General features: G+C 69.4%; 12 protein-coding genes and 1 pseudogene. 6 read left to right on the top strand and 7 right to left on the bottom strand.

The annotated features are described in order from the left end of the window. From ACLFOB_RS10885 to ACLFOB_RS10905, 5 genes are all read left to right on the top strand, one after another. A partial coding sequence (locus ACLFOB_RS10885; RefSeq protein ID WP_410926083.1) for an SH3 domain-containing protein occupies window positions 1–417 on the top strand: 417 nt, incomplete at its 5' end. 190 nt (window positions 418–607) lie between these two features. Continuing rightward, entirely contained in the window at window positions 608–1,927 is a 1,320-nt protein-coding gene (gene ugpB, locus ACLFOB_RS10890) for a sn-glycerol-3-phosphate ABC transporter substrate-binding protein UgpB (RefSeq protein WP_410926084.1), read from the top strand. A 66-nt stretch (window positions 1,928–1,993) separates the two neighbouring features. Continuing rightward, window positions 1,994–2,872, top strand: a complete 879-nt coding sequence (gene ugpA / locus ACLFOB_RS10895; protein WP_410916181.1) for a sn-glycerol-3-phosphate ABC transporter permease UgpA — start codon at window positions 1,994–1,996, stop codon at window positions 2,870–2,872. After that, window positions 2,872–3,720: a sn-glycerol-3-phosphate ABC transporter permease UgpE gene (gene ugpE / locus ACLFOB_RS10900; RefSeq protein WP_410916180.1), complete on the top strand. Its 849-nt coding sequence runs from the start codon at window positions 2,872–2,874 to the stop codon at window positions 3,718–3,720. Before ugpA ends, ugpE begins: the two co-directional genes overlap by 1 nt. A gap of 4 nt (window positions 3,721–3,724) precedes the next feature. After that, window positions 3,725–4,786: an ABC transporter ATP-binding protein gene (locus tag ACLFOB_RS10905; protein WP_410926085.1), complete on the top strand. Its 1,062-nt coding sequence runs from the start codon at window positions 3,725–3,727 to the stop codon at window positions 4,784–4,786. 357 nt (window positions 4,787–5,143) lie between these two features. On the opposite strand, the gene guaD is transcribed toward ACLFOB_RS10905, so the two are convergent. From guaD to ACLFOB_RS10925, 4 genes are read right to left on the bottom strand one after another with little or no spacing between them, the layout of a single operon-like run. Continuing rightward, a complete protein-coding gene (gene guaD, locus ACLFOB_RS10910; RefSeq protein WP_410926086.1) occupies window positions 5,144–6,433 on the bottom strand; it encodes a guanine deaminase in 1,290 nt (429 codons plus the stop codon). Further along, the gene (locus ACLFOB_RS10915) at window positions 6,426–6,824 is read right to left on the bottom strand and encodes a PaaI family thioesterase (RefSeq protein ID WP_410916707.1); all 399 of its coding nucleotides are present in this window, start codon (window positions 6,822–6,824) and stop codon (window positions 6,426–6,428) included. The genes guaD and ACLFOB_RS10915 overlap by 8 nt, the downstream gene beginning before the upstream one ends. A 3-nt stretch (window positions 6,825–6,827) precedes the next feature. After that, complete coding sequence (locus ACLFOB_RS10920; protein WP_410926087.1) at window positions 6,828–7,283, bottom strand: MaoC family dehydratase; 456 nt, start codon at window positions 7,281–7,283, stop codon at window positions 6,828–6,830. Continuing rightward, window positions 7,273–8,904, bottom strand: coding sequence for a long-chain-fatty-acid--CoA ligase (locus tag ACLFOB_RS10925; RefSeq protein ID WP_410926088.1), 1,632 nt, complete (start codon window positions 8,902–8,904; stop codon window positions 7,273–7,275). Before ACLFOB_RS10925 ends, ACLFOB_RS10920 begins: the two co-directional genes overlap by 11 nt. A gap of 111 nt (window positions 8,905–9,015) precedes the next feature. Between ACLFOB_RS10925 and ACLFOB_RS10930 the strand changes: the two genes are divergently transcribed. Further along, on the top strand, window positions 9,016–10,032 hold the full coding sequence (locus ACLFOB_RS10930; RefSeq protein ID WP_410926089.1) for an NADP-dependent oxidoreductase: 1,017 nt from the start codon (window positions 9,016–9,018) through the stop codon (window positions 10,030–10,032). Between the two features lie 93 nt (window positions 10,033–10,125). Here the strand turns inward: ACLFOB_RS10930 and ACLFOB_RS10935 are convergent, their stop codons facing one another. From ACLFOB_RS10935 to gatB, 3 genes and pseudogenes are all read right to left on the bottom strand, one after another. Next, the gene (locus ACLFOB_RS10935; RefSeq protein WP_410916703.1) at window positions 10,126–10,860 is read right to left on the bottom strand and encodes an SDR family oxidoreductase; all 735 of its coding nucleotides are present in this window, start codon (window positions 10,858–10,860) and stop codon (window positions 10,126–10,128) included. Between the two features lie 20 nt (window positions 10,861–10,880). Next, complete coding sequence (locus ACLFOB_RS10940) at window positions 10,881–12,404, bottom strand: ATP-dependent RecD-like DNA helicase (protein WP_410926090.1); 1,524 nt, start codon at window positions 12,402–12,404, stop codon at window positions 10,881–10,883. A 104-nt stretch (window positions 12,405–12,508) separates the two neighbouring features. Beyond that, window positions 12,509–13,141, bottom strand: a pseudogene (gene gatB, locus ACLFOB_RS10945) (Asp-tRNA(Asn)/Glu-tRNA(Gln) amidotransferase GatCAB subunit B); the annotation flags it as partial.

Genomic DNA, 13,141 nt, shown 5'->3' on the forward strand with positions numbered 1-13,141 from the left:
GTGACCAACCTGCCGCTGCCGCGTTTCGTTTCGCTCAAGGCGTCCGAGGCGAACGCGCGGCGCGGCCCGTCGCTCACGCACCGGATCGACTGGGTCTTCGTGCGGCGCGACATGCCGCTGCGCATCACCGCAGAGCACGGACACTGGCGGCGGGTGCAGGACCGCGAGGGCGCGGGCGGCTGGGTGCACTATTCGCTGCTCTCAGGTGTGCGGACCGTGATCGTGGAAGAGGACAACCTGCCGCTGCGCGCGCGCCCGGCCGAGCGTGCGCCGGCCACGGCGCTCTTGCAGGCAGGGGTGGTCGCGCGGCTGGGCGCCTGCCGGGCGGAGTGGTGCAGGCTGACCGCCGGAGGCCATCGCGGCTGGGCGCGCGGGACCGGGCTCTGGGGCGTTGCGCCGGGGGAACTGCGCGACTGATCCGCGCCGGATTTGCGCGGTTGACGCGCGGTCCTGTTCGCCAGCTTTCGCTTTGCCGTCATGGAACGTTCATCCAACTGTCATGAAACGCTACTACGGCACGCCACAGGGAGCGCGGATGCGGCGCGCCGTCCCGGAACCGGACACGCCCGCACGGCGCGCTGCGCCGCGGGCACAGGGGAGACCAGACATGCAGACCAAGACCATTCTCGCGGCGGCCCTGCTGGGCAGCACCGCCATCACGCCTGCGCTCGCGCAGGACCGGACCGAGGTGAACTTCTGGCACGCGATGGGCGGCCAGCTGGGCGAGCGCACCGATGCCTTCGCAACCGAGTTCAACGCGACGCAGGACGCCTGCCAGGTGAACTCGATCTACAAGGGCAACTACACCGAGACGATGACGCAGGCGATCGCCGCCTTCCGCGCGGGCGAGCAGCCGCACATCGTGCAGGTCTTCGAGGTGGGCACCGCCACCATGATGTCGGCCGCCGACCGCGGCGCGGTCTATCCGGTCCACCAGCTGATGGAAGATCAGGGCATCGCCTTCGACGAGGCCGACTACCTGCCCGGCGTGATCTCCTACTACTCGGACACCGACGGCAACCTGCTGTCGCTGCCGTTCAACTCCTCGACGCCGGTGATGTGGGTGAACCTCGACCTTTTCGAGGAGAACGACCTCGAAGTGCCCACCACCTGGGACGGCGTGGTCGAGGCGTCGCGCGTCCTGAAGGAGGCCGGCGTGCCCTCTCCCTTCGGCATGGGCTGGCAGAGCTGGACCATGATCGAGAACTTCTCGGCCTGGCACGACCTGCCGATCGGCACCGAGCAGAACGGCTTCGCCGGCCTCGGCACCGAGCTGACCATCGACAACGAGCATGTGGTGAACCACATCCAGCGCCTCGCCGACATGGCCGAAGACGGCCTGTTCTCCTACGGCGGCCGCCGCGGCGATTCGCGCCCGCAGTTCGTGAACGGCGAGGCGGCGATGTGGATCAACTCGTCGGCCTACTACGGCGGTTTCGTGGCGGACATCGAGGACTTCGAATTCACGCAGGTCGAGATGCCGCTCGACACCTCGGTGGCCGACGAACCGCAGAACTCGATCATCGGCGGTGCGACGCTGTGGGTCCTGCAGGGTCACGAGGACGATGCCGAATACGCCTGCACCGCGCAATTCCTCGACTTCCTGTCGGGCACCGAGCAGCAGGCAGACTGGGCGCAGGCCACCGGCTACGTGCCGATCACGCTGGCCGCGGCCGAGCTGATGGAAGAGCGCGGCTTCTTCGAGGAGAACCCGGGCACCGACGTGGCGATCACCCAGCTCACGCTGAACGAGCCCACCGAGAACAGCCGCGGCCTGCGCTTCGGCAACTTCGTGCAGATCCGCGACGTGATCAACGAGGAGCTCGAAGAGGTCTGGTCGGGCGAAAAGACCGCGGAGGAGGCGCTTGACGCCGCGGTCGAGCGCGGCAACGAATTGCTGCGCCGCTTCGAACAGTCGAACAGCTGATTCACCTAACCCGAGTGGCCCGGCCCCCCGCCGCGGGGGTCGGGCGCCCCTTTGCCCGGACCCTGCATGAAGCGCGTCGTCTTCCGCTCCAAATGGCTGCCCTATGCGCTGCTCGCGCCGCAGATCGCGATCACGCTGGTCTTCTTCTTCTGGCCCGCGCTGCGCGCCATCGAGGGCTCGTTCTTCGTCGAGGACGCCTTCGGCTTCGCGCGCGAATTCGTGGCCTTCGAGAACTACGTCCGCCTCTTCAACGACGCGGGCTATCTTCGCAGCTTCCGCACCACCCTGTTCTTCGGGCTGGGCGTGACCGCGCTTGCCATGTCCATCGCGCTGGTGCTGGCGGTGGCGGCGAACCGGGTGCTGCAGGCCGCGCTCACCTACCGGACCTTCATCATCTGGCCCTATGCCGTGGCGCCGGCGCTGGCCGGCGTGATCTGGTTCTTCCTGATGAACCCGTCGCTCGGGATCGTGGCCTACTGGCTTGATCTCGCGGGCTACGAGTGGAACCACTACCAGAACGGGAACCAGGCGCTCCTGATGGTCACCATCGCCGCGGCCTGGAAGCAGATCAGCTACAACTTCCTGTTCTTCCTCGCCGGGCTGCAGTCGATCCCGAAGTCGATGCTGGAGGCCGCGGCGATCGACCGGGCAGGGCCCTGGCGGCGGTTCTGGACGATCACCTTTCCGCTCCTGTCGCCCACCACCTTCTTCCTGCTGGTCATCAACCTCGTCTATGCCTTCTTCGATACCTTCAGCCTGATCCACGCCACGACCGAGGGAGGGCCGGGCAATGCCACCTCGATCCTGGTGCTCCGGGTCTACCAGACGGGATTCGTGGGGCAGGACTATGGCAGCTCCGCCGCGCAGTCCGTCATTCTCATGGCGCTGGTCATCGCGCTGACGGTGGTGCAGTTCCGTTATGTCGAACGCAGGGTGAATTACTGATGGTCGAGAACCGCCCCGTTTCCACCTTTCTCACCCATGCCGTGCTGATCGCGGGGGTGGTGTTCCTGTGCTTCCCGGTCTGGATGGCGCTGGTGGCCTCCACCCATGGCCCCGGCGCCCTGTCGCGGCCGCCGATCCCGCTGTGGTTCGGCGATCAGGGCTGGCAGAATTACCGCGACCTGCTCACCGCGGGGCTGCCGGAAGCGGGCGGCGTGCCGGTGGGGCTGATGATGCTCAACAGCCTGATCATGGCGCTGGGCATCACCATCGGAAAGATCGCCATCTCCCTCATCGCGGCCTATGCCATCGTCTACTTCCGCTTCCCGTTCCGCATGGGCTTCTTCTGGATGATCTTCATCACGCTCATGCTGCCGGTCGAGGTGCGCATCCTGCCCACCTTCGACGTGATCACGCGGCTCGACATGCTCAACAGCTACCACGGGCTCATCATTCCGCTGATCGCCTCGGCCACGGCCACCTTCCTCTTTCGCCAGTTCTTCATGACGATCCCGGACGAGCTGGTGGAGGCCGCGCGCATCGACGGGGCCGGGCCGGTGCGGTTCTTCCGCGACATCCTGCTGCCGCTCTCGCGCACGAACATTGCGGCGCTCTTCATCATCCTCTTCATCTACGGCTGGAACCAGTATCTCTGGCCGCTGATCGTGACCACGGAAGAGCGGCTCTACACCGTGGTCATGGGAATCCAGCGCATGGCCAACTCGGGCGAGCAACTGCCGGTCTGGCACTACATCATGGGCACCGCGATCCTTGCACTGATCCCGCCGGTGGTGGTGGTGCTGGCAATGCAGAAGCTCTTCGTGAAGGGCCTTGTCGAAAGCGAGAAGTGAGAGAATGGCGACAGTAGACCTCAGGGGCCTCGGCAAGACCTACCAGGGCGGCGTGCGCGCCGTCGAAGGCGTGGACCTGACCATTGCCGACGGCGAATTCATCGTGCTGGTGGGACCGTCCGGCTGCGGCAAGTCCACGATCCTGCGGATGATCGCGGGGCTCGAGGCGGTGAGCGAGGGCGAGGTGCGGATCGGCGGAGCGATGGTCAACCGGCTGGAGCCGGGCGAACGCGACATCGCCATGGTGTTCCAGAACTACGCGCTCTACCCGCACATGAGCGTGCGCGCCAACATGTCCTACGGCCTCAAGAACCAGGGCAAGCCGAAGGACGAGATCGAGCGCCGCATCGCAGAGGCCGCGCGCATCCTGCAGCTGGGCGAATATCTCGACCGCAAGCCGCGCCAGCTGTCGGGCGGGCAGCGCCAACGCGTGGCCATGGGCCGCGCCATCGTGCGCGACCCCAAGGCGTTCCTCTTCGACGAGCCGCTCTCGAACCTCGACGCCAAGCTGCGCGCCGAGCTGCGGGCCGAGATCAAGGCGCTGCACCGGCGCCTGCGCTCGACCTTCATCTACGTCACCCACGACCAGGTGGAGGCGATGTCGCTGGCCGACCGGATCGTGCTGATGAACCGCGGCCGGATCGAGCAGATCGGCACGCCGATGGAGCTTTACGACCGGCCCGCCAGCCGCTTCGTCGCCGAATTCATCGGCACGCCGCCGATGAACCTGCTGCCCGCCGACAGCCCCGCCGCCCGGTCGCTGGCGCAGGGCGCGCGGCTGCCGCAGGGCACCGCCTGGCTCGGCGTGCGGCCCGAGGCGCTGACGCTCGCGCAAGAGGGGCTTTCAGGGCGCGTGGGCCTGATCGAGGCGCTGGGGGCGGACATGCTGGTGCATCTGGTGGCCGACGGGCACGATGCGCCGCTGATCCTGCGCCTGCACGGCACCGCGCGCGTGGCCGAGGGGCAGGAGATCACGGTGGCGGTGGAAGAGGGCGCGCTGCGCGCCTTCGACGGCGCGGGACAGGCGCTGCGCCCCAGTGCGGAACTGGTGGCCGCCGGCGGCTGAGGCTGGACGGGCAGGGGGCGCGCGCCTGGACCGACCCCGACAGCTTCGACGTCACGCGCGACGCCGCGCGCTCGCCCGCCTCCGGCGCGCGGCCGCATTTCTGCGCGGGCGCCGGGGGGGGGGTCCGCTCGCCGATCGCCGGGGCGGCGCTGCCCATGCTCCTCGACTGGTTGCCTCGCCTGCGGCCCGCTGGCGGGGTGCGCTTCGGCGGCTGGGCCTGACGCGGGCCGCTCGGGATGCCGGTGGTGTGGCGACACGGTGCGAATAGACGATTTTTCGATCGAAAAATCGCCTGCCGGTGCGGTGTGACCGGGACGAAGAATTTTCGATCGAAAATTCTTCGTCCCGGCGTGCCGGTCAGGTCACCGGGGTGCCCGCGAGATAGGTTGCCGCAACGGCATCCCGCCCGCCCATCACCTGCAGGACGAAAAGCTCCTCGGCCAGCGTCTTCGCGCGGTCCATCCGCAGTCGCATGGCGGGGGTTGCAAAGGGGTCCAGCACCACGAGGTCGGCCTCGGTGCCCTCGTCGAGCGTTCCGACCCGGTCCGCCAGCCCCAGCGCCTCGGCATTGCCGCGCGTGGCCCAGTGGAACGCCTCGAAAGGGTGCAGTCGCTCGCCACGCAGCGCGAGCGCCTTGTACCCCTCGGCCAGCGTGTCGAGCATCGACCAGCTTGTGCCGCCGCCGATGTCGGTCGCCACGGCCGTCACGATACCCGCGCCCTCCAGTCCCGCGCGGTCGAAGAGACCCGAGCCCAGAAAGAGGTTGGAGGTGGGGCAGAATACGGCGCGCGCACCTGTCTCGGCGATCCGCGCGATCTCGCGCGGCTCCAGGTGCAGGCAGTGACCGAGCAGCAGTTGCGGCCCCAGCAGTCCCGCGCGCTCGTAGGTATCGAGATAGTCGCGCGCGTCTGGAAAGAGCCGCTTTACCGTGGCGATCTCGGCATGGTTCTCCGAGATATGCGTCTGGCGGTGGCAGTCCGGATGCTCGGCGGCGAGCGCGCCGGCCGCCTCCAGCTGCGCGGCGGTGGAGGTCACCGAGAAGCGCGGCGAAATGGCATAGCCCAGCCGGCCGCGCCCGTGCCACCGCGCGATCAGCGCCTTCGACTCGTCGTGGGACGCCTGCGCCGTGTCCCGCACCCCCTCGGGGCAGTTGCGGTCCATCATCACCTTGCCCGCGATCAGGCGCATGCCCCGCCGCTCCGCCGCCGCGAAAAGCGCCTCGGCCGAGCAGGCGTGCGACGAGCAATAGACCGCGGCCGTGGTGGTCCCGTGTTCGACCAGGCGGTCGAGGAAGGGATCGGCCATCGCCTGCGCGTGGGCGGGATCGGCATAGGCGGCCTCCGCCGGGAAGGTGTAGGTTTCCAGCCAGTCCAGCAGCTCGGTGCCCCAGGAAGCCACGACCTGAAGCTGGGGGAAGTGGATGTGCGGGTCGATGAAGCCGGGCAGGATCAGGTGTGGCCTGTGGTCCGTCACCGGAGCCTCGGGTGCCTGATGCCGCACATCCGCAAAAGTGCCGCGCGCCGCGATCTTCCCGCCCCTCAGCAGCAGCGCGCCGTCCTCGATATAGTCGAAGGCTGCGGTATCCTCCGGCCCCTCGGGCCGGCGCCGGAAGCTCAGCAGCCGTCCGCGCAGCAGCCGCTCAGCCATCGCGGTAACGGAAGACGCCGCTGCCCGTGGCCAGAACGACGCCGTCCTCGTCCCGTACCTCGCCTTCAGCGAAAAAGCTGCGCCGCCCGCCGCCCGTCAGCCGCGCCTCGGCGATCATGCGCTGCCCTTCGGAGCGGCCAAGATAGTTCACCGTCAGCGACAGCGTGAGCGCCATCTGCCGCCGGTCGGGGTCGCCCGTCCAGCAGCCGGCATAGCCCATCGCGGTGTCGAGCAGCGTGGCATGCACGCCGCCATGCAGGTTGCCGTGACGGTTGCCCAGATGCTCCAGGGTCGGCTGTTCGAAGCGCGCGAAGCCCTCGCGCCACTCGGTCAGGTTGAAGCCCAGATGGGACTGGAAGGGATACGGCTCTTCGACAAAACGCCGGTCCATCGCTCAGGCCCTGAGAAAGCGGTTGAGCCAGACCGCCACCGCCGCGGGGCGCGCGCCCCCTTCGATTTCCACCGTCACGTTCCAGTCCATCGCCAGCCTGTCCTCGCCTTCCCGTTCGGCCCTCAGCAGCGTGAAGCGCCCGCGCAGTCGCGCGCCCTGCGGCACCGGCGCCACGAAGCGCACGCGGTCGAAGCCGTAGTTCACGCCCATCCAGGGCCCCATGTCGGGAACGATCTCATAGAGCATCGCGGGCAGGAGCGACAGGGTCAGCAGCCCGTGCGCCACCGTGCCGCCGAAGGGGCCGGCCGCGGCGCGCAGGGGGTCCACATGCGCCCAGGCGTGATCGCCCGTGGTCGCGGCGAAGGCGTCGATGCGCGTCTGGTCCACGTCCTGCCAGCCGGAGACCCCGATCTCCTGCCCCGCCCGCTGCAGCAGCGCCTCCAGCGGATCAGCCGGCATCGGGCAGCACGTAGTCGCGGAAGCGGTCGCGCAGCGTGAGCTTCGAGACCTTGCCGGTGGCCGTCAGCGGCAGCGCGTCCATGTATTCCACCGCGTCCGGCAACTGCCAGCGCGCGAAATGCTCCAGCAGCAGCGCGTCGAGCTCGTCCTTTGGCGGGCGCCTGCCCTCTTCCGGCACGACGACCAGCAGCGGGCGCTCGTCCCACTTCGGGTGCGGGATGGCGATCACCGCGCAACCGGCCACGTCCGGGTGGCTCATCACCACGTTCTCCAGGTCGATCGAGCTGATCCATTCGCCGCCCGACTTGATCAGGTCCTTTGCCCGGTCCTGAATGCAGAGAAAGCCGTCGGGGTCGATGGTGGCGATGTCGCCCGTGCCGAACCAGCCCTCTGCGTCCATCGCCGCCTCGGTCGCCGCCGCGTTGGCGAAATAGCCCGAGATTATCGCGTTGCCCCGAACGTAAAGCTCCCCGCGCGAGACGCCGTCGTGCGGCTGGCGCCGGCCCTCCTCGTCCACGATCTTGAGGTCGACGCCGAACAGGCGGCGGCCCTGCTTCTGCTTGATGTCCATCTGCCGCTCGAAGGGCAGGGACCTCAGCGCCTCGGGCAGGTGGCCCTGCGTGCCCACCGGACTCATCTCGGTCATGCCCCAGGCGTGGCAGACTGTGACCCCGCTCTTCTCGAAGCTCTCGATCATCGCGCGCGGCGCGGCCGAGCCGCCGACCACGACATGCCCGAAGCCCTCCGGATTGCGCCCGCGCTTTCGGATCTCTGCCTGCAGCCCCAGCCAGACGGTGGGCACCCCCCAGGCGGAATGGACGCCCTCCGCCTCCATCAGGTCGAAGAGCGATGCGCCGTCGAGCGCGGGGCCGGGAAAGATCTGGCTCGCGCCGGTGAGCGGCGCGGCATAGGGCAGCCCCCAGGCATTGACGTGGAAAAGCGGCACCACCGGCAGGACACGCCGCCCCTCCCGCAGGGCATCGCCCAGCGCCACCGCCACGGAAAAGGCGTGCAGCACCGTGGAGCGATGGGAATAGAGCGCGCCCTTCGGGTTGCCCGTTGTGCCGGAGGTGTAGCAGAGCGCGGCGGCCGCGTTTTCGTCCAACTCGGGCCAGTCGTGATCCTCCGGCTGCCCCTCCAGGAGGTCCTCGTAGCACAGCAGCTCCAGCGCGCTCTCGGGCATGTGCGCGCGGTCTGTCATCACGACATAGCGCAGGCCCTTTGGCAGGTCGCCCGCGATCTTCTCGACCAGTGGCACGAAGGTCAGGTCGAGAAACAGCAGCCGGTCCTCGGCATGATGCGCGATATAGGCCAGCTGTTCCGCCGGCAGGCGCGGGTTGATCGTGTGACAGACCGCGCCCATCCCAGAGACGGCGTAGTAAAGCTCGAAGTGGCGATAGCCGTTCCAGGCCAGCGTCGCCACCCGGTCGCCCTCGCCCACGCCCAGCGCCTTCAGCCCATGCGCAAGCTGCGCGGCGCGGGCGTAGGCCTGCGGATAGGTGTAGCGGTGCAGATCGCCCTCCACCCGGCGCGAGACGATCTCGCCGGTGCGGTGGCTTTCGGCGGCGAACTTCAGGATGTCGATGATGGCCAGCGGCCGGTGCATCATCATGCCTTGCATTGGCGGCGCTCCTCCCTTGCGCCCCCTCCCGCGGGGGCTGTTGTCGTTTCCAGGGACTGTGCCTAGGCTCGCGCAGGTTTGCCAAGAGCCGAAATCGCGAAGGAGCGCCCGATGACATCCATGCGCCGCATCGTGCTGGCCAGCCGCCCCGAGGCGGAGCCGGGACCCGAGAACTTCCGCCTGGAAGAGACCCCGCTGCCCGAGCCCGCCCAGGGCGAGGCGCTGGTGCGCGTGCGCTGGCTCTCGCTCGACCCCTACATGCGCGGACGGATGAGCGCGGGGCCCTCCTACGCCGCGCCCGTCGGGATCGGCGAGACGATGACAGGCCAGGGCGTGGGCGAGGTGATCGCCTCGCGCGCCGAGGGCCTTGCCGAGGGCGACCTGGTGCTGGGCAGCTTCGGCTGGGCCGACCACGGCTGCGCGCCCGCGCGCGAGTTGCGCAAGCTCGACGCGCGGCTGCCGCCCGCCACCGCGCTGGGCGTCCTTGGCATGCCCGGCTTCACCGGCTGGGTCGGGCTGATGGAACACGGCCGGCCGCAACCCGGCGAGACGCTTGCCGTCGCCGCCGCCACGGGCCCCGTGGGCAGCATGGTGGGGCAAGTGGCGAAGGCGCTGGGCCTGCGCACCGTGGGCATCGCCGGCGGCGAAGAGAAATGCCGCCTTGCGACAGAGACCTTCGGCTTCGACGCCTGCCTCGATCACCGCGCCTATCCGGACGCGCGCAGCCTGCGCAAGGCGCTGGCCGCCGCGGCGCCCGACGGCATCGACATCTACTTCGAGAACGTGGGCGGCAAGGTGCTGGAGGCCGCGATCCCGCTGATGAACGACTTCGGCCGCATCCCCCTCTGCGGCACGATCGCCTGGTATTCGGGCGACGAGGGCGGCCCGGACCGCCTGCCGATGCTCTGGCGGTCCGTCCTCGTCAGGCGCCTCGCCGTGCGCGGCTTCATCGTCACCGACCACTGGGACCGGATCGGCGATTTCCTGACCGAGGTTGCCCCCAAGGTCGCCGCAGGCGAGATCCGCTACCTCGAAGACGTCACCGAGGGGCTGGAAAACGCGCCCGACGCCTTCCTGAAGATGCTCGCGGGCGGCAACACCGGCAAGACGCTGGTCAGGCTGGCCTGACGGCGCACCCGTCCTTCCTCTTGCCCGAAATACCCTCGGGGGGTGAGGCGGCAAAGCCGCCGAGGGGGGCAGACAGCCCCCCTTGCCGCCCGCTCAGCCGCGCCCCACCAGCGGCATGTTGGTCGCCATCACCGTCATCTGCAGCACGTTCGCCCCGGGCGGCAGCGAGGCCATGTGCAGCACGGCCCGCGCGGCGTCCTCGACATCCATCGTCGGCAGCGGTGGCGCCTCTGGATCGGCATCCGCCTGCCGGCGGGCGAGGTCGTCCAGCAGGTCGGTGCGCGCGTTGCCGATATCGATCTGGCCGCAGGCGATGCCGAACTCCCGTCCATCAAGCGCGATCTGCTTCGTGAGCCCGGTGACCGCATGCTTGGTCGCGGTATAGGCGGCCGCCCCCGGCCGCGGTGCCTGCGCCGAGACCGAGCCGTTCATGACGATCCGTCCGCCCTGAGGATCCTGCCGCCGCATCTGGCCGAAGGCTGCGCGCGCGCAGAGGAACATGCCGGTCAGGTTCACCTCGACGACCGCGCGCCACATCTCGACCGACAGTTCGTCGAGCGGTCCGGCCGTGCCGAAGAGGCCCGCGTTGTTGAAAAGCAGGTCGAGCCGCCCGGCCTCGGCCTCGAACCGCGCGAAGCTCTCGTCGACCGTGCCCGCGTCGGTCACGTCCGCGGGCAGGATGACCGCCGCGGGATGCCCGCCGGCCACCTCGCGCAGCCGGTCCTCGCGCCGGGCGAGCAGCCCCACGGTCCAGCCCTCGGCCAGCAGGCGCCGGGCGACCGCCGCCCCGATGCCCGAACTGGCCCCCGTCACGATCGCGGCCTTCATTCCCCTGTCCTCCCGTCAGGTCACGCCTCGGGTTCCAGCCGCAGCGGCGCCGCCTGCGTGGCCAGGTCCGAGGTGTCGAGCGGCGCGCCGGGCCGCGACAGCCGGTTGCGCACCACCCAGATCAGCCGCCCCTCGGCGCGCGTGATCGCGACATAGGCCAGCCGCTTCCACAGCGGCTGCCCCGCTTCCGTCCGGCCCGCGCGCGCCGCGGCAAAGAGATCGGGGGCGAAGACCTGCACCGTGTCCCATTGCGAGCCTTGCGCCTTGTGGATCGTCACCGCCGCGCCGTGCAGAAAGGTTGCGCCCATGCCCGCGGCGAAGGGAATGAAGGGCTCTTCCTCGCCGGGTTTCTCGATCTTGACGATCGAGGCGGCCGAGACGCGCGGATCCTCGGCGCCCACGACGTGCAGACGCGAGAAGCCGGGCTTCTTTCCCGGACCCAGCCAGATCACCTGCGCGCCCTTGATGAGCCCGCGCGCCTCGAGATCCAGCCGCTTCTGCCGATGCTTGAGCGGCAGTTCGATCCCGTCGCAGATCAGCGGCTCGCCCGGCAGCAGCGCGTCCTCGGGCGCCTCGTGCACGCGGCGAAAGGCGTCGATCAGCCGGATGCGCGTGGCGTTGCGCCAGACCAGCACCGGGCTGCGCGCCATCAGGTCCACCTCGACCCGCTCGCCCCAGATCACGCGCTCGTCGCGCGCCGCCGCCTGCCGCACCAGCGCCTCGAATCCCTCGAAGTCGAGGGCTGGGTCCGCGAGCGCATGCGCAAGGTCGAGGATCGGGTTGTCGGCCGCCTGGCGGTGCACGCGGGCGAGGTGCAGCTTGCGGTCCTCCGGCAGCGCGTCGAAGACCATGCCGCCCGGCGCGTTCACGGGGGCAAGCTGCGCGGGATCTCCGAAGAGCACGAGGCTGGGGAAGATCTCATGCAGATCCTCGAGCTGCCGCGCGTCGAGCATCGAGGCTTCGTCCACCAGCCCGATGTCGAGCGGATCCTCGCGCCGCTTCCAGCCGGTGATGAAATCCGATCCGCGGAGCCCCGCCGCCATCAGCGCGCCCGGGATCGAGGCATGGCGCGCGTAGAAGGCCGCGGCGCGGTCGAGGGCTTCCTCGGTCAGGCCCTCGATCTCGGGGCGCTTGCCGGTGCCGGCCAGCCATTCGGCGATCTTCTCGTACTGCGGGTCGTAAACCGGGGTGTAGAGGATGCGGTGAATCGTGGTGGCCGTAACGCCGCGCTGGCGCAGCACGCTCGCCGCCTTGTTCGTTGGCGCGAGCACCGCCAGCGTGCGCCGGTCGCGCCGGCGCTTGCCCTCCCAGTCGCCCGAAACGGTCTCGACCCCCGCTTCCGTGAGCGCGCGGCATAGCTCTGCCAGCAGCAGCGTCTTGCCAGAGCCGGCCTTGCCCGTGACGGCCAGCAGACGGGCCTTGCCCTTCCGCGGCGGCGCAAGGGTCCGGTTCTCGATATCCACGCCCGCCTCGGCCATGAAGGCCGAGAGCCGGTCGTGCGCGGCGGCCTGATCCTCGGAGAACTGGAGCGCGGGCGGGGTCATGGCGCGGTCATAGCGGGCCGCGACGGCAGCGGCCAGTCAGTGCCGCTGCGCGCGCCGCGGGGACAAGCGCATCGGACGCGCCTCTTGCACAAGCCGGCTGCCGCCTACAGCCCCAGCTTCGCCGCCACGATGTCGTTCACGGCCTTGGGGTTGGCCTTGCCGCCCGTGGCCTTCATCACCTGTCCCACGAACCAGCCGGAGACCTTGGGGTTGGCGCGCGCCTTTTCGACCTGCGCCGGGTTCTCGGCGATGATTCGGTCGACCTCGGCCTCGATGGCGCCGGTGTCGGTGACCTGGCGCATGCCGCGCGCTTCGACGATCCCGGCCGGGTCGCCGCCCTCGGCATAGACGATCTCGAAGAGCTCCTTGGCGATCTTGCCGGAGATGTCGCCCTTCGCGATCAGGTCGATCACGGCGCCGAGCTGCGCCGGGCTCATCGGGCTTTCGGTGATGTCGATGTCGTCCTTCTTGAGGCGTCCGAACAGTTCGTTGACCACCCAGTTGGCGGCCTGCTTGCCGTCGCGCCCCTCTGCCACCTGCTCGAAGTAGTCGGCCGCGGCGACCTCGGCAGTCAGCACGCCCGCGTCGTATTCGGTCAGCCCGTAGTCCGCCACGAAGCGCGCCTTCTTGGCGTCGGGCAGTTCCGGCAGGCTGGCCTCGATGTCGTCCACCCAGCCCTGTTCCAGTTCCAGCGGCAGCAGGTCGGGATCGGGGAAATAACGGTAGTCGTGCGCCTC

It is taken from the genome of Rhodosalinus sp., assembly GCF_046542825.1.
In the GTDB taxonomy this organism is placed as follows: domain Bacteria; phylum Pseudomonadota; class Alphaproteobacteria; order Rhodobacterales; family Rhodobacteraceae; genus Rhodosalinus.